The organism is Flammeovirga sp. EKP202 (assembly GCF_014534745.1).
GTDB lineage: Bacteria > Bacteroidota > Bacteroidia > Cytophagales > Flammeovirgaceae > Flammeovirga.
In genome coordinates, this window is the sequence record NZ_JACVVP010000058.1 from 18,105 (window position 1) to 41,515 (window position 23,411).

Consider the following 23,411-nt stretch of genomic DNA (forward strand, 5'->3'; position numbering starts at 1 on the left):
TTGGCGGCCTATTTTCTTTCAAACATTAAAAAAGATGAAGATCAAACAAATAACAGCGGTACTTTTGTCTGCACTAATGTTGGTGGGGTGTGTAAACGCCAACAAAAAAAAGACAAATAATATTGTACAAGCTCCATCGAATGAGAAGTACAAAGGCAATTTGGAAATTGTAATTGCTGATGTAAAGCAAGCACAAATCCATAATAAATTAAAGGATACGACTCAGGTCAATCATTTATTGGACGGTTTTGAAAAGATGCAAGTAGATGGTGTCCGTATCACAATATTTGGTGAAGAGGTGAATCCTAATCCAAAGATGTATGATTATTTATACCATGAAGCAAAAGCGAGAGGGTTTAAGATATTCGCTAATCCTGCACTTTGGGAAGGTGCTCGTAGAATTGTCAACAGAATCAATAAGGGTAAAAATACTGGTCAAAAAGTATTAGGAGATGATCAAGCCACAGATTTATTAGTAGAGCGTATCTTGAAGTTCTCTAAAGAATATCCAGTAGATTGGATTTGTCCTTTTAATGAAGATGGGCAGCCAGGACAATATTGGACGGCAAGCCAAATTAATGAAACATATCAAAGATTGGCTGAAAATAATATTGAAGCTCAATTAATAGGTCCATGTACTTGGGGAGTGGGTTCAGGAACGAAAATCTTAAACAAAACAGATATCAAAGATTACATTTCTGTAGCAACAACACATAACCTTGGGTTTGAACATAACAAGTGGTCTAAATTCTTAAAGTCGGCTAAAGGCTTGAAAGTATGGGATTCAGAAACCAATATGAACAAGAAATTTAAAGATAAAGATATTCGTATTGAGGCAGCGATTAAAGCGGGAGTTAACGGTCTTGTTCTTTATGATAGTTGGAAAGGAATTGACCTTACGACAGGTAATCTGAATGCCGTTGGGGAGCAATGGGTTGAAAAATACCTAGAGAAAGAAGTGAAAGTGTCTAAAATCTAAAAATAAAGACGTCTATCCAATTTTAGCATGCTTGTAATTTAAATAAAGTAACAAGCATGCTTTTTTATTCGCTTTATTTTTCATCTATGAAAAAAGGAAAGCTTGAAAATAAACGAAAATGTATTTTACAATGCAATTCTGTTTCTAGAGTTTTTATTCTCATTCTAAAAAATCAATAAACTAATTAGAACTTCAAATAAAATGACCCAAAAAATCATAATACTATGAAAAGAAGAAGCAACAAATAATTTAATAATGGTTTTGGTCCAACTTTGCTTATAGAATTTTTTAAACATTAATAATACCATTGCCATCCAATAGAAAAATAGACCATTGCCTATCCAAGTCTTTACTTCCCATGGAATTAATGTACTTAGGATAATGGTTCCAAAAATAAAGAGAGAGAAGGCGTGCAAATGTACGGATAGAAGTAGGTGTTGGATATATAAGTTTTCCTTATTTCGGATGTATAAAAGCTTTAAGTACAACCCAAACAAAGGAACTAATAGCATAATTGCAATAGGAATATTTTCTATAACAGTTTGAAAAAAAGTAACTCCTTTTTCTTTATAAAAATATTGAGCCTGCTTAATCATTTTCACTTGATACCAAGATGTAATACCCAATGAATCTTCTATGGTTTGATCATCTACAGTTTCGGTTTCACGAATAAACCAGATGATATCTCGAATCCTTTTATCATCCTCTTCAGAAATAAGTTCATCGTTTTCTTCATGATCTGGATATTCATTTTTTATCGAATCCACTATGGCTTCTACCTCAATTGGTTTATCATTTCCTTCATCGATATCTACGGAGAGAAATTTTTCGTTTTTATCTTTTGGTAAATGCTTTTCAAGGTCCAAGCTGAAAGAATGCTTGTCAATAATGACATTGTTGAAAATGAAGAGGAAGAATAAACTTGAAATCAGATACAATCGGACGGGATGTACATAGCTTTGTCGTCTTCCTTTAAGAAACTCTTCTGTGAGAAATTGAGGTTTGGTAAAAAATGGGATAAAAGTGTGCTTTAATTTAGAGTCAATACCAAAAGCTTCATTGATATAGTCCTTGATGATGGTGAGAAAATTGGTATTGTAATCTGCCCTGCTTTGACCACATGAAGGGCAATAATGTTCACCTGGTGAAAATTCATGACCACAGTTAGTACAGTTTAAATCTTGCTTTGTCATTGATAATTATTTAAGAGAAGGAAGTTTAGTCATTTAAAAAGCATGCTCAATTTTGAAATAATAATTGGAACATGCTTTTAAAAATAGATTTATTATGGAAGAAAACCAATTAGCAACATATCATCGATCTGTTTTTGATTTCCTTTCCATTGTTCAATGTCAGCTTCAATTTTTTGTCCTTGTGTTTCCACGTTGAGATCACCGTATTTTTGTATGATATCAAGAAGGCCTTTTTTCATTAATTTTTTACCTCTTTCTCCACCAAACTGATCTTGTATACCATCAGAGAAAATATAAAATCCTTTAATATCATCCGTCAATGGAATATGATGAGACGTAAATCTCATGGCATCGTAGTGTGGGTGAATATTTCCTCCAACAGATTTCTTATCCCCCTTTATTGTTTCTATTTTGTTGTCCTCTCTCAAGATCACAAGAGGGTTTTTAGCTCCGGCGTAGTATAAATTCTCTTTTGTATCATCCCAAATACAAAGAGAAATATCCATCCCTTCCTTATTGTTATTATTTTTTTGGTTGAAGTTTTTCTTTACATGTTCATCCAACTGATCTAATATCTCATGAGGTGAAGGTGATTTTGAGGCTGCCACAATCTCTCTCAGTAAATTACTTGCCATCATAGAGACGAACGCACCCGGTACACCATGCCCCGTACAATCTACCGCTGCAAAGAAATGGTGATCACCCATTTTTTCATACCAGTAAATATCACCGCTTACAACATCTTTAGGCTTGTAATAGATGAAGAAGGACTGAATATTAGCCTTAAGTTCTTCGTCAGTTGGTAGTATAGATTTCTGAATTCTTTGAGCATAATTAATAGAAGATTCCAAATCAGAATTCTTCTTATTGATCATCTCATTTTGCTGATAAACTTGTTCTACCAAAACGCTTAATTCCTCATTTGTAGCGTTGAGTTCCTCAGTCCTTTCCGTAACTTTCTCTTCGAGTATCTTATTTTGATTGATGATAAGGTTACTTTTCTCCATCTCCAACTCATTAATTTTTTGACCAATTGCTAGGGCTAAGAAGAACATCTCGAAAGTAGAGCCAATTTGCCAAGCATAGTCCGTGAGTTTGTTATAAGGAATGATATCAGCACCAGCCAATACAAATACTACAGCAGCACACAAATAACAGTTAAAGGCAATTAAGAAAAGACGAGCTTCCTTTTTTCCTTTATTGATCAATGTGATTGAAGAGTACAGCATGATGATGGCCCCAAAAAGCCCACCGATCTGATTGAGAATGGAACAAGCCAAATTAAAACCAAAAAGAACAGCAAGTATAGCAATTCCAAATACACCCATCCCTGTATAATACAAAGCTCTAAGCTTTGGCAGGGTCTGTTTGATTTTAAGGAATTTATAGCCGAAAACTACAGAAGCTAACCCTGCAATGGCAGGCCACATCGGTCCTCGTTTCGCAATAAAATGTATATTTCCCCATAAGTGTGCATCATGCCCTTGAAAGTGTGCAACCATCAGCCCAACGGCTAATACATATAAAACATAATAGAGGTAGGTGTCGTCTTTTACACTAAAGTAAACAAACAGATTATAGATCAGCATGATGAGGATGAATCCATAATAAATACCATCTGCTATACTAGTGTCATATACATATTGTAAATAGGATTTGGAAGATCCATAATACAACCAAAACTGAAGATAATTAGCGTCTATTTTTAGATAAAAATAGCGGTCTGGATTAAAATCACTATTGATATTGAAATAGGTATTAGGAATTTTATATTCTTTGTCAAAAAAGTTTTTGGTATACCCATCTTCTTGTAAATCATACACAGCTTCATCTATAGGTGTGTATAAATTTACATCCTCAATTAAAGCAGTCTTTAAATGTAATATAGGCTCATGGAAATTATTTTGAAGCTTAAATCGAATCCAGATAGTTGCTTTATTATTTCCGAAGTTTAAAACTTTTTCACCTAAATTTTTAAACTCTTTATTTTGTATCGTATTAATATCATATTGATGCAATTCATCTATATAGACCTCCGTTTTATCACTAATATTAATGGGGGTAGAGGCATAAGTAGACGTTAATTGAGCTAATAAGATAAAAAGTAAAACTAGTTTGTATTTATTCATTTTAGTTTATATAGATGGAAAAGTAAAATGTAAGTTCATGTCTTACATGATATAAAAACAAAAAAGTCACATCTTAACAAGTGTGCATTCTCATATATACAGCTCTAATTTATTAAAACTAGGTCAGAAATAATATAAAAATGAGTTGAAAGTTAATGAAATAATAGCATTTCAAATTTTAATATTACAAAATAGACTTACATGATATTGATAGATAGTAGATTAAGACTTTTTTGGTGATTTTGGTTACCCTAGTGAAATTATAGGTAATTGATGGACGTTTATAGTGCAGTAAATCCTAATTACAAATAAAAAAGGTAAGCCTATAACAAAATACAGACTTACCTTGAAAGTGAAAGATTATGGATGATTATAATCTTCTATATAATTTCTTGATATCCTCTTTTGTCCACTTCTCTTTCCAATCAAGACCGATAGCGTGGTTCCACATATGAGGAAGGTTGTAAGCAACTTCAGCCATTGCATCAATTGTTTCTTCAGACCATTCTTTCGAAAGTCCTTGAGGAAGATCCACATTGTGCTTTTCAATCATTGACTTGAATTCGTTCACAGCATCACCATAGAATTCTTCTAAGTGATAGAATGCTAAACAGTTAGCATAACCATGTCTAGTACCTAAGATTTTTGATAAACCATAAGACAATGCGTGACATGCACCTACCTCAGAGTATGTTAAGCTAAGACCACCGAATAAAGAAGCGATCATTAGTTTTTCATCATTTTCTAAGTTTTGACCAGCGTTATCGCCCAAGTATACCTCACGGCAAAGTGCTAATGCTTGGTCACCATAAGCTTTTGAGTAAGCATTAAAGTAAAGACCGCTTTCTGCTTCGATACAGTGGATGTAGCAATCCATACCTGTATAGAACCATTGGTTCGTATCTACAGTGCTTAATAACTCAGGGTCTAAAACAGCTTGATTGAATACAGTCCAATCACATTTCAAACCTAATTTCTTTACAGGGCCAGTCAATACTGCTGTCATAGAACATTCAGCACCTGTACCCGCTACTGTAGGAACACCCATGTGGTAAACGCCTGCTTTCTTCACCAAGTTTAATCCTTGGTACAATTGAGAAGAGCCTTCGTTGGTTACCATCAATGATAAAGCTTTAGCGATGTCCATGATAGAACCGCCACCAATACCAATGATACCAGCAGGAACACCTTTCTCTGCAAGAATTTTATCACGAAGGTTATCTACTTGATCTGTAGTTGGCTCGTATTGATCGATGTCTTCAAAGAAAACCATATCTTCTGCGTGAGCAGGAATACGATCAGCAAGCTCTTTACCTTCGAAATATTTATCAACGATGAAAACCATAAATTTATCGTTCTCATCACGTTTAGCAGCAAGAATATCGTCAATTTGATTGAACGCACCTTTACCGTAAACAATTTTATCTATGTTTTTAAAATTCTTATGCATGATATATTATTCTACTACTTCAACAACACTTTTTAATTGAGCTACTAATTGATCTGCAAATGCATGGATCTCTTCTTCAGTCCAAGTCGCACGGATACCAATTGATAATAATCTACCAATGATGTTTTGTGACTTTGGAAGCTCAAGGTTGTGCCAATCTTGACGGTGTTCGTAGTCGTGAATAGCTAATTTGTATGGAGATTTTATGTCTTTTAAGTGATCCCACTGATTGATGAAGTGATACATGTTAGTGTACCAGTACGCTAAACCTTGTACCTCTTTAGAAGCTTTCTCCGCTAACTCAGGAGTTTCCATAAAGAAGTTTAAGAAAGTAGCTGAATCACCTTCTTCGTCAGGTAGGCAACGGAAAGTAATGAAAGGTACTTCATTCTTTAATCTTTCCTTTAAGATCGCTTTGTTTTTCTTGTTGTTAGCACGGATCATCTCCAATTTACGCATTTGAGCTACAGCTACTGCTGCATTCAATTCACCTAATCTGTAGTTGAATCCTAACATTGGGTGAGGCTCCATACCTCTGTTGTCGCCAACGTGTGAGTGACCATGGTCAGAGAACTGTGCCATGATTTCATATTTATCTTTATCGTTTGTAAAGCAAACACCACCTTCACCGGCAGTAGTGATTTTAAAGAAGTCAAAAGAAACAGCACCTGCTTCACCGAATAAACCTACGTGCTTTCCTTTGTAGAACGCACCTAAAGCTTGTCCAGCATCTTCTAATAGTTTGATATTATGCTTTTTACAAACAGCCTGAATTCCGTCCATATCAGCTGCAGCACCACACATGTGAATTAGTAAAACAGCTTTAGTTCTTGGTGTAATTGCAGCCTCAATAGATGCAGCACTTAAGTTTAGCGTTTCATCTACTTCTGCAAATACAGGAATACCACCAGCAAATAATACTGCTTCAATAGGAGCAATGAAAGTAAAAGGAGTACAGATCACTTCATCACCGTGACCAATACCAGCAGCTGCCATCATACAAGCTACAGCAGCAGAACCACTTGATACCGCTTGAGCGTGTTTAGCACCAGTATATTCTTCAAATAATTGCTCAAATTCACGAGCTTTCCAATGACCGTTACGTTGGTCATCGTGATTGTATCTGAAAAGCATTCCTGACTCTAATACGTCATTTACTTCTTTTCTTTCCTCAGCACCAAAATATTCCGTTCCTGGCATAATTATATAATATTATTTTACTAAATTTTTTCTATTTCTATAGTCCGGCAAAGGTACAAAAATTTACGATTGGATATATTCATCAAACATGAAATTTTTGGACTTTTACAGAGATAAAACACTTCAAATTGACATCATGTCAAAAATGAATGTTAATTAATAATCAGGAGCCTGATTATGAGGTGTAAAAATAAAAAAGGAGATACCCTTTTGAGTACCTCCCGTTGAGATTTAATGTAGTATAGAATTAGAATGTAACTCCTTTCAATACATTTTTTCCTTTAAAACCAAATCTATAATTTAATCCAAAAACAATTTGGTTTCTACTGCCAAGGAATGAGTATAATGCAGTAAACTGATATCTTTTGTTATGCTGGTAATTGATTCCTAATGACATACTCCAAGGGTAATATAAGGCCTTGTCAAAAGTATAATATAATGTCATAGGATCAGGACTGTTTAATAAATTACTAGCACCTTGGTAAATAGGCTCTAAAATCTGTTGTTCTGTAGGGTTTAATTGTCCATACCAAGTATCTAAATTCTGACTTACTCTTTGTTTTCCTTCTGGTGTGATACCCACTAATTTTTCAATATTTACAGATCCACCACTTGATTTATTAAGTCCTAGGTATTGAACACCCACAAGGGCAACAAGGTTTCTGTAAGGCTTTTTTCTCCAACGGAACATATGGCCCACTCTAGCATTGATTACATTTGTTTTTGTAGCTTTATCAGTACTTCCTGTCCAAGTGTATACCTGCGTAAAGTCTGCTGAAAGTACAATGGGACCAAAACCACCGGCAACTACAGTACCCCAACCTACGGATGGACCTTCACTTTTTGCAGTGAAATTGGCATTGAAAGGTAATCCTAAACCAACCTCAGTATCAGATTTAATATAACCGCCAATAGCATACAAGTCTAGGAAAGGTAGTAGCCAGAAATCATATCTTGCTGATACAGCTTGAACGTGTGGTGTTACATTATTGAATCGTGCAAAACCATCAACATTTAATAGCTTGTTGGCATTTAAACCTACATTAAGGTTACTTACCATTAGATCCTGTTTTGAATAGGCATAGTTGATCATTAAACCATTTGGGAATGGTAAGTCAAAACCCATTTTTCTAAGCTTTGATCCCATGATCGGGTAATGCCAAGGATATTCTGTTCTTTTCAAACTATCAGTATAATTTTGATAGATGTCATCAATAGCAAGATTGGATACAGAACCTTGTCCGTATGAATTATTTGAAAGTATGAATAGTGTAAAAACTAAAAAACCAAATTGTAAAATTTTCTTTTCCATGTTTCGTAGCAGAGATGATTGAATAATGTTTGGATTAAATCAATTAGGATAATTCCCTTATTGATCACATTACAAATATCCCGCTTTATGAGCCGAATGAGTTACATAAAATTGTTGATGATTTATACATTCTGATCAAAATCAAAATAGATAGTTTGAGGTTAAATAAAAAAAAGTACCCTCTTGTTAGGAGGGTACTTGATGTGTGTATTGCAACTATGTTATTAAAATATTTACTATTCTGGGAAGATAAACGTAATCGATGCTCTAAAGCCATATTTTGCTTTTTGAGCCGCAGGGGCAGCGACATTAAATCTTGGACCTGCTGATAACTGTACTTTCTGTTTACCTAATGATGCTACTCCACTAATACTTGGAGTGATCCAAATTGTGGTAGAATTGTCCATCCAATTTTGAGTTAATTCCATCATTGCAGAAGCACCTGCACCTGATTTCCAGTTGTAAGTAGCAAAAGGTTGGAAGTAGAACTCATTCACGTCAGCTCTAGCTACATCACCGGCTACACTCCATATCTGATTCACAAGGAAACCATAGGTAAATGCATTTTGTTGTTTCAAAGCAACGAATGTTGGACCTAAACCAAATTTACCAGTACCTAACATTTTATTTGTTGCTGAAGGTACTAAAAAGGCTGGACCAATACCCCATATCAATCCGTTCTTTGTTTTGGCTGGGCTGAAGAATCCACTCAATACCATATCACCAAGTCCAGATTCTGAATTTCCATATCCTGTAACATTGTCTTGGTGTACTACTGGCAATACCATACGTGTGATAAGGTTAATATCATCACTTAATTTAATTGGTACCACAGGCTGAACGTTCATGGTATGTCTCGCACCATCATGTTCTCCAATACCAAAGTCCATATTATTTTGGAATGGAGCACTAATTAAGCTAGCTACTGGGTTTGCTAATTTCTTAGCGATATCCTCATCATTTTGTTTTTCTTGTGCAAAAACGGTTACACTTACGAACAATGCAAACATGATTACACTAAAAATTAACCTTAATTTTGTTCTTATTTTGTAATTAAATTTTTTCATTTGATTAGCAATATTTGAAATACTTAGGATGAATTATAAAGGATTATCCTTGATTGATTATGTTACAAATATCAGTGTTTGAGTATCGTTTCAGTTACATGAAATCTTTATTGATTTATATATTCTGGTCAACTTCAAACATTTTTTATATGAAAAAAAGCCCCGATGGAGTCCACCGAGGCTAAAGCTGTGTGTGCTTAAACTAAAAAACTATTAATATTATTTTTCTTTATTTATGTTCCAATGTGATGGTTGCTGAAGTGAAATTATTCGCAACCTTCATGTCTTTGTAGGCTGAATTGTATAGGTAAAGCGAAATAATAAGAGAAACTCTATCTTCGGTAATAACCTCCTTAAATAAGTCACCTTGAGCAATTTGTGTGATTAATGCTTGTACGATGTTTTCAACCCCCGTCTCTTGGATTTCTACTAATACACCTTGGATCAAACCACTGACCTTTTCATGATTAATATTGTCTTTGATAAGATCTAATTCAAAGATCATATTGGCAATATTATCAGAAATTAATTTCGTATTAAGGTTAGCAAACCCATCTACAACAGGATATAGGAACTGATAAACATTTTCTTCACTTATTATTCCTGTAATTGCTCCATTTACAGCTTTTGCAATTTGGAAAGATAGATATTCTGCATCTGTATCTTCGATGATGAGAAGCAGTTTTGAGGCAATGAAATCATGTACCACAGGAGACGCAATCTCGCCAATTTTACTTATTAAAGAATTGATAACAGGAACTGCTTTTTCATGATCAATTTCTTGAAGTGAAGTAATACCACTCGCAATGGTATTTTGAATGAAATCATGATTTAAGAATTGATTGATGATCAATGCACTGACCTCTTGAGTCGTCTTTTCTGCACCTCCATTCAATGAAATCACTGGTTTTGCGGCAATGAAAGCAGTTTTCAAAGTGGATTCCATTGCATCATAATCTGGAGTTATTTCAATACCATCAAAAGTAGTATTGATCAGCGTAATGATATCCTCAATTTTTCCTGTTGCCTCTTTGGCAAGGTCTCCCATTTTTAAAATCGATGTATCTTCAATTTTTTCAACAAGTGGAAATAATAAACTGTAGAAACTGTTTTCGTTGATCCATTGCTCTTCTAAAAGTGATGTAATTTTATCGGAAACATCATTAATTGTTTCTTGATCCAAAGTTGTAAACTCTGTCCATATTTTAGTTGAAATTGCATTGATATTGTCTTCAGATAAGATGCTACCAATGAGTGTCATAATAACTCCAGTGATTTTTTCAGAGCTCTCTTCAGGAGCAGCAACGATCTGATCTATTTCAGGGTAAATCAGGTCATAGATTTTTTCTTTGCTTAAACTATTATGAACTAATCTTACAATCTCATTACTGATTTTTTGAGTCACTTCATCAGCATCAATATCTGTGATTTTATCCAACTCTTTTTGGATCGCCTCGGAAAGTTTTTCTTCCAACCCTAATGATTCAAGGTAATTGAATAATTCATCTGCAATTTTATCGGCAGTTTCTTCGGGTGGTAGGTGCTCAATAAACTCACCTTTACCTGCTATCCAACCTACAATGGCATCATTGATAATTCTTTGGATCGTTTCATTGTGATAAAGTAATGTGGTAATTAACCCTGCAATTTTTTCGGGTGTACCGTTCGCTGCATATTTTAGTAACTTGTCGTTAGCACTTTGAATTACAGAAGAAGCAATTTCTTCATTTACATGCAAAGTAAAATGTTGTAAATTCTCATCATATTTATACTCATAGTTAAGGTTTATAGCAGAATTGGTAATTCTAATTTTATTTGAATTAATGATAAAATACCTACCAATACTATCTGTAAGGAAATCTAATTCTGCATTTGTAGTTGTAATATCTCTATCAACAGTAAACTCATGGATTGTAGATCTCATGTCGTCTGAGTTGTAAACCATATCTTCTAAATCATAGTTACCTTGTTTTAGTAGATCAGTTTGTGCAGACCATAAAATTGGCGGAGCAATATCATCGCTCTTCGTAATGATTTCAAAATTGTTTAAATACCATTGATATTGATTCAGTATTGATTTTGTGTTTTGTACATCATCAATCACTGGATCGATAGGTTGCTCACAACCTATCATTATCAAATTAACAATAGGCAATAAAAATAGATTTCTAAGTTTTTTTGAAAGGGTCATCATAACGGTTATCTCTTAATTAGATTGAAATTATAGAAACGTATGTATTTGATTACCTTACAAAGGTCTTGGATTTAAGAAGGAATGACTTGTATAAAAAAATTAAGAATTTACACATTATCGTCAATTCTAAAAGTGGAGAACTAGGGTAGGAGAGGTTACAAAAAAATAGCCTTGGTAAAAAAACATTACCAAGGCTATTCAATGAAAGGTTTAATGACTCTATTTTACTTGTAATCGTTGACCAATCTTTATTTCATTTGTTGTCATGCCGTTCAAGTCTTTGATTGAACCAACAGTAACACCATATTTTCTAGAAACAGAGAACAGTGTATCACCTTTTTCTACTACGTGATACTCTGCAATCCCTGGGGAGCTTGCCGTTTCAGTAAATGACTCTTCAGCAAAGCTTTCTTCAGGAGCAGTAAGGCGAAGTGTTTGTCCTTCGTTAATGGCCCCACTTGTAGGTAAGTTGTTCCACTTGATCAAGTCTTTATGATAAACACTGTATTTTCTTGAAATGGCAAACAACGTTTCTCCTTTTTGTACTGTATGCATTGTAGCATTTGTATCTACTGTTTCGGTAACAGCAGGTGTAGTTGCAGCAGTAGTAGTAGGTTGAGCTGCAATTACCGTAGTATTGATGACAGTCTCATTCGCAGCTTCCAATGGCTTTTCCGCGGCAGCAACGTTGTAGTTCTCTGCAGCAGGTTGAGTAGACGCAGCTGCCACTTGATTATAATTACTTTGAGCACCGTTGGCTTTGTCAATTGGAATTTGAAGCATCATACCATTTTTTGGTTGATCTCCAGGATTTAAACGTCCGCGGTTCTGAGTATAAATATCATTTTCTGTCAATCCATAAGTTGCAGCAATTGATTTGACCGTTTCACCTCTTTGAGTAGGGTGAGCGATAATTTGTCCTGTATAAGGCCCTTCAGCATCAATATTAGTATTACCTCTTACGGCATATACACCAGAAGAAGCTGCTGGTCCAGCGGCTGATGGATTAGAAACATAAATCTCATCACCAGGTTTTAAAGCTTTGTTGTTATTCCAAGCTTGAAGATTTTGAGGCGTTACACCAAATTTACGAGCAATTCCGTAATAAAATTCTCCTTGTTGCACAACATAGGTTTCAGGAGCAGTAGGTTGTTCACTAGCAGCGGGCTCTTGAAAAGCGGGTTGTTCTACAGCTGGCTGTTCAACAGCAGGTTGCTCTGCTCCAACAGTTACAGCACCAACAGTAATCGCTTCTCCTACTGTGATGGCTTGATTGCCAGCTGCAGCCGGAGTGACTGTTACTGCTGTGTTATCAGCAGGAGGAATAATTTCAAAAGAACTTTCTTCAATAGCAGGTTGTTCTGTAGCTACATTTGTTTCTACAGGAGTTGCCACTACTTCTTCTTTGATTACCTTTTCTTCTTCCTTCCCGACAATCAATACTTGCCCTTCTTCTAAAGACAGGTCGTCACCAATGTTATTCCAATTTTTTAGGTCTAACATTGTTACATTGTACATTCTAGAAATTGTGAAAACACTTTCACCATCTTGTACTGTATGTGTTTTAGAATTGGGGTTTAAAGCAGGAACGCTATCATTGGCTACAATAGAGATGACCGTTGCAGGATCTGCTATTGTTTCTACCAAAGATGAATCTGCAGTTACCTCTTCTTTTACTTCTTCAGGGATGTCAATCACCTTTGGAGGTACAGATTTAGGTCTTGTTTTTTGTAAGAATAAAACTCTACCTCTTGCCAAAGGTTCGTCAGGTTTCATTCTGTTTTTCTTGGCTAAGCTTTTTAGCTTGATACCATATTTTTGAGAAACTTCCCATAAGTTTTTCTCATCAATAGTGGTATGAGTAGCAGTAGTTGCTTTGCCTTTTTTTGATTTAAGGTAATAAACATGGCCTTCCATCAAGTCATCATAGGCGTCCATGTCATTGTATTTGTATATCTTTTTTACATCTACATTAAGTGATGTAGCAATTAAAAGCAAGTTTTGATTTTTGCCAGCAATAAAAGCAGAGATGCCATTGGCGTCAACAAGAGTAATTTCCTCACCATTAACTATTTTTGAATGAACATTCGTAATGATTGGATAAGGGTTATCTTCCTGAAGCGGGGATTGATAAATGGCATTTTGTGGGTTAACGTTAGTATTAATTTCAGAGGTAATTCCATTAAACGAGCTAAACATTGCACCCACGCTCAAAAGGAAACCAACTGTATATATTTTCTTCATAATGAGGTATTAATTACACCTTAAGTTATAAGATAAACATCATAGGGATTGAAAAGATTAGTTTTAATCTACCTTAGTTCGGTTTGAATACCTTGTAGTAGTAGGTTGTAAACTATTTTGATTAGGATAAAATCAATCTAATGCACCCATTTTCTTTAATCCTAGTACTTAATCGTTAGAGCAAAAATAATTTTTTTGTATTACTCTTACTAAAAAATAAGTATATTCTTACAAATCTACAATTTTTGAGCCATTAAAATACCATCACGAAGGGGTAAAATGAAACTTTGGACCCTTTTATCAGAAGCAACTTTTTCATTAAAAGTCTTGATGGCCATTGTCATTTTATCATTAGCAGATGCATCAACGACTTTTCCTTTCCATAATACGTTGTCAATCAGCAAGAAACCACCTTCTCTAATTAGGGGGAGACAAAGCTCGTAATAAGCGTCATTATTCATTTTATCAGCATCAATAAACACAATGTCAAAGTTGGCGTCTAATGAAGGAATGATTTCGAGTGCTTTTCCAATATGTAGATGAATGATGTGATCAAGATTGGCTTTTTCTATATATTCGCGGATGATATTTTCTTTTTCATCATCCACTTCAATAGTATGTAGTTGACTATTTTTTGGCATCCCTTGTGCCAATGCTATAGCTGCATAGCCTGTAAATGTGCCTATTTCAAGTACATTTTTGGCATTCATACTTTTGGCTAACATGGTCAGGAACAATCCTTGAGGATGTCCTGATACCATGTGAGGCATATTTTCTTGTAAATGAGTGGCTCTATCTAACTCCTTTAAAATAGGGTTTTCATCCGTAGAAACCTCCTCAATATATTTATCAATCTCAGGGTGAGTGATGTTTAGCATTAAAATAGGGGATATTGATTAATCAATAAAAGGATTTTCACCTTGAGCATCTGCACTGTTGTAAACTCTAATTGCAATGACATCTGCTTCAGCAGTCAGGGTGTCGCCAGACCAAGCTTCGCACTTCATAACCACTTTTTTACCTTTCTGTTCCGTTACTCTTGCAATGAGTTTTACAGGAACAGCAATAGGAGTGGGCCTTAAGAATTTAATATTCATGGTGCCTGTCGCATATCTGTACCAAGGTTTCGAATCTAACGCTCTTCCTTCTGATTTATAAGCATACGCCATGGCAGTTCCCATACAGTGGCAATCTATGATGGTCGACAAAATACCACCACTTAAAAGGTTGGCCCATCCGTGGTATTTTTCTTCAGGTTGCCAGATACAATGTGCTTCATCTCCTTCCCAGTATCCTTTGATATGTAAACCATCATCATTTTTCTTCCCACATCCAAAGCAAACATTGCCTTCCATGTGATCTTGAAAATAAGGAGAAATCATATTATTTATATTTTCTAAGTTGAGTAATAACAGCTCTCATATCTTTTGGATATTCTGCCTCGATGGAAATTTCAGTGCCATCCACATCTTTAAACTTTAAAGATCTAGCATGAAGTGCTACACGAGACATCAAAGGCTGTTCTTCTGTGTTGTTTTTTAAGTTGAATTTTCTTCCTTTTATGACAGATAAATAGGGTTTTTCACCGCCATATACTTCATCTGAAATAATAGGAGATCCGATATAGGCTAGGTGTATACGGATTTGGTGCATTCTTCCTGTTAGTGGTTTACAAGCCACTAAGGAATGAAATTTATAGATTTCCTCTGTTTTAACAATGGTCTGAGAAGGTTTGCCTTCAATATCAATTCTTACATTCCCTCTACCAGAAACAAGAATATTTCTGTCAATCATGTTTCCTTCAAAGTTTTCTACACCATCAACCACTGCGTGATAGATTTTCTCTACTTCTCTTTTTTCAAACTGAATGGCAAGGTTTCTATAAGCCTCAGGGTTTTTAGCAATTGCCATTACACCTGAAGTTTCTTTGTCCAAACGGTGACACAACTGAGTGTCTCCACCATATTTTTTGGCTTCTTGGTAAACAGTAGGTAGCGTTTTATCTCTATCTTCTAGTGATGATATATAAGGAGGTTTATTGACTAAAATATAATTGTCATTTTCAAAAATGATCCACTTCTTAAAATTTGGAATCTTCATTGTCTACTTCTTTGGATAACTTTAAATCGAATGAAAAAGTTGAACCTTTTTCTTCTTCACTTTCCAATGTGATAACTGTGTCATGTCTTTCCAAAATGTGCTTGCAGATTGCTAAGCCCAAACCAGATCCACCTTGTTTTTTCGTTCTACTTTTCTCAACTCGGTAGAACCTTTCAAAGAGTCTGTTTTGGTCTTCTTTTGGAATACCAATACCATTGTCTTTTACATGAACAGTAACCGTATCTTCATTGACCTGCAAAATTACTTTAACAAATCCATTTTTGTTATTATACTTAATTCCGTTAACAACTAAGTTGATTACCACCTGTTTTAGACGGTTGTAATCAGCATCAACATAGATAGGATCATCATTTGGAGCCTCTAAAGTAACAAGAATATTTTTCTTTTCTGCTTTTTGCTCTACTTGTTCTAATACATCAACGATCATCACTTGCAGATCAAACTCTTCAAATTCCATAGAAATCTCTCCAGCTTCTATCTTGGAAACAGTCAAAAGATCTTCTACTAAAATGTTTAATGAGTTGAGTGATTTTGCAGCTTTTTTAAGGAAACGATCTCTTACCTTTTTATCATCTACTGCTCCATCTAAGAGGGTTAGGATAAAACCTTGGGTAGCAAAAATTGGTGTTTTTAGTTCGTGTGAAATGTTAGCGAGGAATTCCTTTCTGTATTCCTCCATTTGCTTCAACTGAGCAATTTCCTCTTCCTTCATCTCAGCATAATTCTTAATCTGTGACTTAATGCCAGAAATAGGATTTTTTTCTTTCTGCATTAAATTAAACGCGTCAGAAGAAGAGATTTGTTTGTTTCTTAACTCATGAATTTGTCGATGGATATTGCCTACCTCCTTAAAGAAGATGAACTCCAATACAAAATAGGTCAGTAGGAAAGAGGAGGAGAATGAAATGAGCATTCCCACCAAAATACCTGTATGTTCAATACCTGTTGTAATGGAAAGAAAGGCACCAGTAATACCTCCAATACAAAGGGCTAGTAATAACGAAACTGATCTGGCGTTGAAAAACATAAAACGATGTTGGAAAATAAAACCTCATGACCTACGAAAGGTAATGAGGTTTTTTGATTTATAAGTTTGATTTAGAGTAGGATCATACGGAAAATGGATTTTCCTAGATTTCAAATTTATAACCAACACCTTTTACAGTCTTGATATACCCTTCTCCAATTTTTTCTCTCACTCTTCTGATGTGAACGTCAACAGTCCTTGCTAATACATAAACATCAGTACCCCATATATTTCTCAAAAGGTCATCTCTGTTGAATACTTTATTAGGGCTTTCTGCTAAGAAGTAAAGCAATTCAAATTCTTTCTTAGGAAGAGTTTTCGCTTCACCGTCGATGAATAATGTATAGCTTGATTTGTCGATAGAGAATTTATCAATATTGATGACATCTTTTTTCTTAGAAGAAGATTTATTTTTTCTTTTGAAAATCGACTCAATTCTCTTCATTAAAGCTCTTGGCTTTACGGGTTTCACGATATAATCGTCAGCACCAACATCAAATGCAGCTACTTCTGAATACTCCTCCGCACGTGCTGTTAAGAAGATCACATGAGCATCTGCTAATTCAGGATTCTCTTTGATCTGTCTACACGCTTCCACACCATCCATCACTGGCATCATAATATCTAAAATGATCAGTTCAGGGTGAAACTCCTTGGCTACACCAACCGCTTGCTTTCCGTCGTTAGCGGTCTTCACGTTGTACCCTTCTTTTTGTAAGTTGTAACTTAAAATCTCTACAATATCCGGCTCATCGTCCACCACAAGAATTTTTCTTTCGAGATCTGCTGCCATTTTAATTTGAAATTGATGTTAATTTATAATCTGAATTTAGCTCTAATTTAGAGTGGAAAGTTCATTCTTCAAAGAAATAAGGTTATCCGTAGGGATATACTTGCAATCTATTTACTGTTTGTTAACATTAAATTCAAAGAATGAGTATTATATGCTTTGTTCTTTTTGATAGAGCGAATTTAACTGTATAGAATCAATCATGACATTGTGCTTGTGATGTAACTCTTCTACCCAGTTTTTCTCAAGGTATTCTTGATAATTGGCAATAACGCTCCCTTTACACTCGTCCAATGATTTTACACTTGGAGCTAAGATATCTTTAATTTCAACAATGAAGAATCTATTGTTCTCCTCAAAAGTATATCTTCCTTTTTCCAATTTCAGGTGATCCATGTGTGGAATTTCATCTTTGACAAAAGTACCTTCTTTAAATGATACTGAAAGGTTGTTGTTGCTGTTTTTTTGTTGTACAAAATCAGCTGTATTTGTAGAGTAGTATTTCACATCTACTACACCAACAGCACCCTCTTCAAAGTTAGATTTGATTCTGTCTTCTGAAATGCCATTGGCAACGTATTGATTGACGATTTTTTGTAGGCGCTTACTTTTCATTGATTTGTACTCCCCTTTATTCACTTCTACATTAAGGAGTACAAATAGAGATTTATCATGCTTCAACGCTTCAGCACTTTTCTTTATATCACTAAGTCTACTTTTGTAGAGGTACGAGCTGTTTTTCTTGAAAGTGATGGTAGAAACATCAGAAGGATACACTTGATAATAATTGGAATCTAACATCTCAATGGTTTCTGCCATTAACTGCTTACTTCCTGTATTATAAATAGACATCACTGCTCTGGTGTCCCACATGTAGTTTTCCTTGTTAGTCTCATAGTAGGCCTCTAAAGCATCGGCATCTTGACTCGCTTTGTTCCATACACAATCTTCCATTACTCTAAACAATAAAAGACCGTCTTGGTATTCTTGTGCTAAATGCTTGTACTCTGGGTATTTCTCAGGAAGATTTTCTTTTTCTACTTCCAACAATACCAATTCAGAGTATTTGTTGAAGTGATCCTCTAAAACTTCTTCCAAATCATCATTTTTAGAAGTCTTTTCATGTTCAACAAGGTAATCTAAGAAATCATTGACGGTAATATCTTTTCCTTTAAGTGTGAAAACTTTCTTCTTTAAGGTTTTAATGTCAATCTCTTCCGATTTTTTCCACTCATTCGTTAAATAACTACTGTCTACTAAAGAATAAGCAAGTGTTTTATTTTCGTCAATAACAGTGTAGCTATTGTCTTTTTTCAGTTTCTTAATAAAATCTTTTCTGCTGGTTTGTGATCTACTATCTCTTTTTACTTTTGTCACCAAGCCAGGGTACATTGTTTCATAAGGGGCAACAGGTTCTTTTTTGTATAAACGGATAATATGCCATCCAAAATCAGTTTTCACTGGCTGAGCAATTTCTCCAACTTTCTGCAAAGAACTCACACCTTCTAAGAACTGAGGAGGGAAGCGTACTTCATTTACAGGAGGAAGAATACCATTGTTTTGTGATGACCTTTTGTCGTCTGAGAAATTGGCACACAATGCATTCCAATCTCCACCATTTTGTAGGCTGTCATAAATGCTAAATACTTTTTGTTTTGCAATTTCCTGTTTCTCCTTTGTATCTCTTGGACCACTGTTGATCATGATATGTTGAACTTGGAGATTTCCAAAACGTTCTCTCTTATCATTTACTTTTAATAGATGGTATCCAAAGCGTGTTTTGATTAGGTCAGAAACACTATCAATTTCTGTATTGAAAGCAGCCTCTTCAAAAGGGTAGACCATTTGTAAAGAAGTAAAATAACCTAAGTTGCCTTTATTTCTTTTTGCAGAAGGATCTTCAGAATATTGAAAAGCCAACTCTTCAAAATCCTTTCCTTCTTGAAGTTCTTTTTTGATGGATAAAATCTTGTTGTAAGCTGCCAAAGTATCTTCTGGAGACGCATCTTCTTCTAATTTTATTAAAAGGTGGGAGGCATTGACCTCAATTTTTTGTCTTTCGTAAGCTTGCTTTACTAAACTGTCATTAAATACAGATTCGGTCAGGTACGGTTCTTCGAGCTGATGTAAATACATCTTGTATTCTGATTGGAAATCAGGAAGTGTATCATAGCCTAAAGCAACAGCTTCTGCTACTTTTAGTTTGAACTTGATGAAAAGATCAAGGTAGTTGTCTACGCTTTCTTGAGAATAATAGGTACTGTCATTGATATAGTTTTTCTCGTAGAGATAGACAAAGTTTTCTTTTGATATATTTTCGCCATCAATGCTGATGATTTTTTCTTCTTTGGTTAAGTTTGATTTCTTCCCAAATGGTGAATTTGCACAACTGAAAAATGATAGGGAAGTTGTAATTAATAAGAAAAAATTTAATGTGTATTTTAACATAACTTGATTAAAAAAATTCCAACAAAAGTAGTAGGAAAGTGAAGGACGATTTAAACCGCCGGTTGTGTGTTCAATGTATTACTACTTGAGAAAGTTTGTTTATGAACTTAAATATGTCTCTTTTCTCTGAAAAATTCAAACGAAAAAAGCCACCCAATTGATTTAGGTGGCTTCTCTGTAAGGATTTGATTTATTTATCTCCTCTTTCTGCTTCTTGCGTTTGTTCTAAATTCTTAGATCTCTTTCGCTTTTCTCTCTTAGACTCTTTCGGTCCTTGTTCTTCCAATTTCTTGGCTTCTGCTTGAGAAATTTTACCAGCAGCAGCTTCTGCTTCAATTTTGGCTTTCTCTTTTTCCCAAGCTTCTTTCTTTTGCATGTGCTTTTTCAGTTCCTTATCTACGCTTACTTTAAGCTTAGTAGCATCAGCGTAAGAACTTGCATTTGAGTATCTAGCACCAAACTTCTTGTACGTTTTCAATGACTCTTCAAAACGTTCTTGTTGTTTGTCGAAAACAGAAATTTTAGCTAATTCGTATTCAGCTTCCATTTTCTTATACATCACCTCAGGTTTGAAATCTGAGTCTGGGAAATCTTTCATGAAGTTATCATAAGCAATTGCGGCAGCTTTATAATAACGCAAGTGAGAATATTGCTTTGAAATTTCAAAAGCCTTCAATTCTAACCTTGCTCTTAATTCATCAATCAAGTCATTACATTGAGTTGCATATTGACTTGTTGGGTATCTGTTGATAAAGTTCTGTAACTCTTCAATAGCAGTTTCAGTACCTGACTGATCCAAATTGTAGTCCGGCGTATCTTTGTATAAAGAGTAACCGTTCATGAATAAAGCCTCTTCCGCAAACGGGCTTCGGTTATACGTTTCATAGAAACTTTTGAAGTGATGAGAAGCAATCAAATATTGCTTTTGCTCATATTGACTATAAGCATAGTAAAATTGAATTTTCTCATATTCGGCTGCACCAACAAATGCACCCATAATGTCTTCAAATAAAACAGAAGCTTTATAGAAGTCTTTATTATCGTAATAATTTAGAGCAGCATCATATTTTTCGTTGATGTCTCTACTTTTTGATATTTTCGAAAACTTAGAACAAGAGAAGGAAAATGTACCTAAAATTGCACAAGCTAGTATGATCTTCTTTCTTAACATAACTGCAAAACTAGATTTGTGTACCCTTAAATAAAAAGGAAAGCATGGCTTTGTCTCTAAAAAGTTTGTAATCTATTGATTTAGGGAGAATTAAAATTTTGGCACAATTCATATTTTTTTGTATCCAATAAAAATTTAGCGTAAAAATAACAGAATAAGTACCTAGTCAAAAATAAGTGCATGAAAAAAGTGAGGTAATGCACTCTTGATTTTAAAAGTACACTTAATTTGCATTAGGTAATTGCTAAAACAAAGACCCCCTTTTTGTGCAAAAGGAGGTCTTTGTGAAAAAAATATTTTTTGATTTTAGTGTTTTAGTTGAATTTGATACTTCCGTAAGCCGATTTGACATAGATTTTTTTGCCTGAATCTTTTCTAATCCTATAACCTTCGTATTCAGATGAAGTATTGTGTTCTATGGATTTGTAGATTTCAACTCCTTCAGCATTGTTTTTAAAACTACCATATCGAGTCTCTGCATTGAATTGGAAAGGAGTATCTTCGTCAAAACCAATTTTGATGGATCCATAAGCGGCATCTGCGTTGATTTCTTTAAATGAACTTGCCACCTCATTGACTTTTATGCTACCATAATCAGATTCGTAATTAAGAGAATTTCTTAGTGTATTGACTTCAAAATTTGAATAAGCACTTTCTCCTTCGATTGATCCTGCTGTACCGATAGTGATATTTCCGTATTTGTCGTCAATCTCTAATTTATTCGCTTGTCCAATATTTAATTTGCCAAGGTATCTAGATCTAATTTCGCCTTTTTCAATGAAATCAATATCGCCACTACCATAACTGATTTTTATCTCATTTGAAGGGCCATTCAAGTCTTTTGTCTTCAATGAACCATACGCTACTTCAAGAACAGATGTGCCGTCAATAGACTCAGTAGTAATTGAACCATATTTGTTGTGGAAGTCAATATTAATATCTTGAGGGGCAGTGATGGTATAGATGATTTTAAACCCTTTCTTATTATTGATGTTTGTAGAACTTGGGACGATGGTCTCAAATTTAACATTATGTCCAGAAGATTGGTTGACAATTCTAATCTCATCCAACAGCTCAATTGCTTTTTTTTCAGAGCTATGCCAAGCTTGAACTTTTGCTTCTACCACTACATTTTTTTGACTGGATGAAGTTTCTAAAATAATATCTCCAAACTTATTTTCGATACTGATCAAAGACGTTTTGTCTATTTTATTGAAGGTCTCTGTTGTTATTTTCTCTTTTAAATTAGGGTGCTGAGCAAAACCTAATGAGATCGTTAAGAAGAAAATAAAAAATGTACTATATATTATATTGCTTTTTGTTTTCATGATTCCTCTTTGGTTTAGTAGAGTTGATAATAATTTCCATTTGTTTGTTGAGTAGCTCGATTTGAAGCTCAAGGTTGATCACCATTTGTTTTCTGACAATCGCTGGTTCAGCACTCTGAGAAGCTTCTTTTTTGAGTGCTTTGTAGTTCTTTTGCAGATGTTTTAATTGTACATTAAAATCATCCAAGAGCTTCACGTCTTCAAAATCTAAAGCAGTGATTTGCGTTTTTTTATTGGAAATAAGCGTCATGTAATAATCTTCAGCTTGTTCCCATTCCTCGTTTTGAGGTTGAACATTAATCGTATTTTTACCTGAATTAAAATTGCTGTTGCCAAACCATCCGATACCGACACCAATGATCAAAATTGCAGCGATTGAAAGCCATTGTTTACTGAATTGTAATTTTACTTCCTTTGTGGCAGTTTTTTGGCCCTCCTCATCCTTATCCAATTCATTTTCAATTTTGTCCCAAAGCCCTTTTGGAGCATCAAACTTATCAAAGGATGAATTTTCAATGACGTCGTCGATCAAGTGTTTTTGAAGAGGTTCATCATAAAGCTCCTTTTCAATTCTTGTCCACACTTCGTCAGAAGGTTCATGGTAGTCTTTTATATCGGATCTTGAACGAACAACTTCTCTTTCAAGGTTGTCGTTTAATATTTCTTTAAATCTTTGATCACATCCTTCAGAGGGTGTTAAGACATCTAACTTTCCTCTGTTTTCCAGGATGAACTTTTCAATTTTATCCATCGTTAAG

General features: G+C 34.7%; 18 protein-coding genes. 1 reads left to right on the top strand and 17 read right to left on the bottom strand.

What is annotated here, in order from left to right; all coding sequences use genetic code 11:
- The first annotated feature begins 34 nt into the window (after nt 1-34).
- The gene (locus IC221_RS24575; RefSeq protein ID WP_188171487.1) at nt 35-979 is read left to right on the top strand and encodes a hypothetical protein; all 945 of its coding nucleotides are present in this window, start codon (nt 35-37) and stop codon (nt 977-979) included.
- A 164-nt stretch (nt 980-1,143) separates the two neighbouring features.
- On the opposite strand, the gene IC221_RS24580 is transcribed toward IC221_RS24575, so the two are convergent.
- The 17 genes from IC221_RS24580 to IC221_RS24660 all read right to left on the bottom strand — a co-directional run bounded on the left by IC221_RS24580 (nt 1,144) and on the right by IC221_RS24660 (nt 23,404).
- Nucleotides 1,144-2,172 (bottom strand): DUF3667 domain-containing protein, encoded by a 1,029-nt coding sequence (locus IC221_RS24580; protein ID WP_188171488.1) that lies wholly within the window; start codon nt 2,170-2,172, stop codon nt 1,144-1,146.
- A 92-nt stretch (nt 2,173-2,264) separates the two neighbouring features.
- Entirely contained in the window at nt 2,265-4,301 is a 2,037-nt protein-coding gene (locus tag IC221_RS24585; protein ID WP_188171489.1) for a 7TM diverse intracellular signaling domain-containing protein, read from the bottom strand.
- A gap of 370 nt (nt 4,302-4,671) precedes the next feature.
- The gene (locus IC221_RS24590; RefSeq protein WP_188171490.1) at nt 4,672-5,751 is read right to left on the bottom strand and encodes an iron-containing alcohol dehydrogenase family protein; all 1,080 of its coding nucleotides are present in this window, start codon (nt 5,749-5,751) and stop codon (nt 4,672-4,674) included.
- Nucleotides 5,752-5,757: 6 nt separating this feature from the next.
- Nucleotides 5,758-6,951 (bottom strand): DegT/DnrJ/EryC1/StrS aminotransferase family protein, encoded by a 1,194-nt coding sequence (locus tag IC221_RS24595; protein WP_188171491.1) that lies wholly within the window; start codon nt 6,949-6,951, stop codon nt 5,758-5,760.
- Between the two features lie 247 nt (nt 6,952-7,198).
- Entirely contained in the window at nt 7,199-8,263 is a 1,065-nt protein-coding gene (locus IC221_RS24600) for a hypothetical protein (protein ID WP_188171492.1), read from the bottom strand.
- A 236-nt stretch (nt 8,264-8,499) separates the two neighbouring features.
- Nucleotides 8,500-9,330: a hypothetical protein gene (locus IC221_RS24605; protein WP_188171493.1), complete on the bottom strand. Its 831-nt coding sequence runs from the start codon at nt 9,328-9,330 to the stop codon at nt 8,500-8,502.
- Nucleotides 9,331-9,559: 229 nt separating this feature from the next.
- On the bottom strand, nt 9,560-11,524 hold the full coding sequence (locus tag IC221_RS24610; RefSeq protein ID WP_188171494.1) for a hypothetical protein: 1,965 nt from the start codon (nt 11,522-11,524) through the stop codon (nt 9,560-9,562).
- 219 nt (nt 11,525-11,743) lie between these two features.
- A complete protein-coding gene (locus IC221_RS24615) occupies nt 11,744-13,768 on the bottom strand; it encodes a LysM peptidoglycan-binding domain-containing protein (RefSeq protein ID WP_188171495.1) in 2,025 nt (674 codons plus the stop codon).
- Between the two features lie 236 nt (nt 13,769-14,004).
- Complete coding sequence (locus tag IC221_RS24620) at nt 14,005-14,646, bottom strand: O-methyltransferase (RefSeq protein ID WP_188171496.1); 642 nt, start codon at nt 14,644-14,646, stop codon at nt 14,005-14,007.
- Nucleotides 14,647-14,664: 18 nt separating this feature from the next.
- Nucleotides 14,665-15,150, bottom strand: a complete 486-nt coding sequence (locus tag IC221_RS24625) for a PaaI family thioesterase (RefSeq protein ID WP_188171497.1) — start codon at nt 15,148-15,150, stop codon at nt 14,665-14,667.
- A gap of 1 nt (nt 15,151) precedes the next feature.
- The gene (locus tag IC221_RS24630; protein ID WP_044209328.1) at nt 15,152-15,868 is read right to left on the bottom strand and encodes an RluA family pseudouridine synthase; all 717 of its coding nucleotides are present in this window, start codon (nt 15,866-15,868) and stop codon (nt 15,152-15,154) included.
- Nucleotides 15,849-16,916, bottom strand: a complete 1,068-nt coding sequence (locus IC221_RS24635) for a cell wall metabolism sensor histidine kinase WalK (protein ID WP_188171498.1) — start codon at nt 16,914-16,916, stop codon at nt 15,849-15,851. The genes IC221_RS24630 and IC221_RS24635 overlap by 20 nt, the downstream gene beginning before the upstream one ends.
- A gap of 103 nt (nt 16,917-17,019) precedes the next feature.
- Nucleotides 17,020-17,709 (bottom strand): response regulator transcription factor, encoded by a 690-nt coding sequence (locus IC221_RS24640; protein ID WP_188171499.1) that lies wholly within the window; start codon nt 17,707-17,709, stop codon nt 17,020-17,022.
- 147 nt (nt 17,710-17,856) lie between these two features.
- Nucleotides 17,857-20,154 (bottom strand): peptidylprolyl isomerase, encoded by a 2,298-nt coding sequence (locus IC221_RS24645; RefSeq protein ID WP_188171500.1) that lies wholly within the window; start codon nt 20,152-20,154, stop codon nt 17,857-17,859.
- A gap of 190 nt (nt 20,155-20,344) precedes the next feature.
- Nucleotides 20,345-21,325: an outer membrane protein assembly factor BamD gene (locus tag IC221_RS24650; RefSeq protein ID WP_188171501.1), complete on the bottom strand. Its 981-nt coding sequence runs from the start codon at nt 21,323-21,325 to the stop codon at nt 20,345-20,347.
- 314 nt (nt 21,326-21,639) lie between these two features.
- Entirely contained in the window at nt 21,640-22,653 is a 1,014-nt protein-coding gene (locus IC221_RS24655; RefSeq protein ID WP_188171502.1) for a DUF4097 family beta strand repeat-containing protein, read from the bottom strand.
- A complete protein-coding gene (locus tag IC221_RS24660; RefSeq protein WP_188171503.1) occupies nt 22,625-23,404 on the bottom strand; it encodes a hypothetical protein in 780 nt (259 codons plus the stop codon). Before IC221_RS24660 ends, IC221_RS24655 begins: the two co-directional genes overlap by 29 nt.
- Nucleotides 23,405-23,411: the final 7 nt, after the last annotated feature.

What these genes read in the sequence shown, in the direction of transcription:
- IC221_RS24585 (WP_188171489.1), bottom strand. Translation starts at nt 4,301, where the DNA reads ATGAATAAATACAAACTAGTTTTACTTTTTATCTTATTAGCTCAATTA.
- IC221_RS24580 (WP_188171488.1), bottom strand. Translation starts at nt 2,172, where the DNA reads ATGACAAAGCAAGATTTAAACTGTACTAACTGTGGTCATGAATTTTCA.
- IC221_RS24635 (WP_188171498.1), bottom strand. Translation starts at nt 16,916, where the DNA reads ATGTTTTTCAACGCCAGATCAGTTTCGTTATTACTAGCCCTTTGTATT.
- IC221_RS24620 (WP_188171496.1), bottom strand. Translation starts at nt 14,646, where the DNA reads ATGCTAAACATCACTCACCCTGAGATTGATAAATATATTGAGGAGGTT.
- IC221_RS24640 (WP_188171499.1), bottom strand. Translation starts at nt 17,709, where the DNA reads ATGGCAGCAGATCTCGAAAGAAAAATTCTTGTGGTGGACGATGAGCCG.
- IC221_RS24650 (WP_188171501.1), bottom strand. Translation starts at nt 21,325, where the DNA reads ATGTTAAGAAAGAAGATCATACTAGCTTGTGCAATTTTAGGTACATTT.
- IC221_RS24610 (WP_188171494.1), bottom strand. Translation starts at nt 11,524, where the DNA reads ATGATGACCCTTTCAAAAAAACTTAGAAATCTATTTTTATTGCCTATT.
- IC221_RS24595 (WP_188171491.1), bottom strand. Translation starts at nt 6,951, where the DNA reads ATGCCAGGAACGGAATATTTTGGTGCTGAGGAAAGAAAAGAAGTAAAT.
- IC221_RS24590 (WP_188171490.1), bottom strand. Translation starts at nt 5,751, where the DNA reads ATGCATAAGAATTTTAAAAACATAGATAAAATTGTTTACGGTAAAGGT.
- IC221_RS24605 (WP_188171493.1), bottom strand. Translation starts at nt 9,330, where the DNA reads ATGAAAAAATTTAATTACAAAATAAGAACAAAATTAAGGTTAATTTTT.
- IC221_RS24660 (WP_188171503.1), bottom strand. Translation starts at nt 23,404, where the DNA reads ATGGATAAAATTGAAAAGTTCATCCTGGAAAACAGAGGAAAGTTAGAT.
- IC221_RS24645 (WP_188171500.1), bottom strand. Translation starts at nt 20,154, where the DNA reads ATGTTAAAATACACATTAAATTTTTTCTTATTAATTACAACTTCCCTA.
- IC221_RS24630 (WP_044209328.1), bottom strand. Translation starts at nt 15,868, where the DNA reads ATGAAGATTCCAAATTTTAAGAAGTGGATCATTTTTGAAAATGACAAT.
- IC221_RS24625 (WP_188171497.1), bottom strand. Translation starts at nt 15,150, where the DNA reads ATGATTTCTCCTTATTTTCAAGATCACATGGAAGGCAATGTTTGCTTT.
- IC221_RS24575 (WP_188171487.1), top strand. Translation starts at nt 35, where the DNA reads ATGAAGATCAAACAAATAACAGCGGTACTTTTGTCTGCACTAATGTTG.
- IC221_RS24655 (WP_188171502.1), bottom strand. Translation starts at nt 22,653, where the DNA reads ATGAAAACAAAAAGCAATATAATATATAGTACATTTTTTATTTTCTTC.
- IC221_RS24615 (WP_188171495.1), bottom strand. Translation starts at nt 13,768, where the DNA reads ATGAAGAAAATATATACAGTTGGTTTCCTTTTGAGCGTGGGTGCAATG.
- IC221_RS24600 (WP_188171492.1), bottom strand. Translation starts at nt 8,263, where the DNA reads ATGGAAAAGAAAATTTTACAATTTGGTTTTTTAGTTTTTACACTATTC.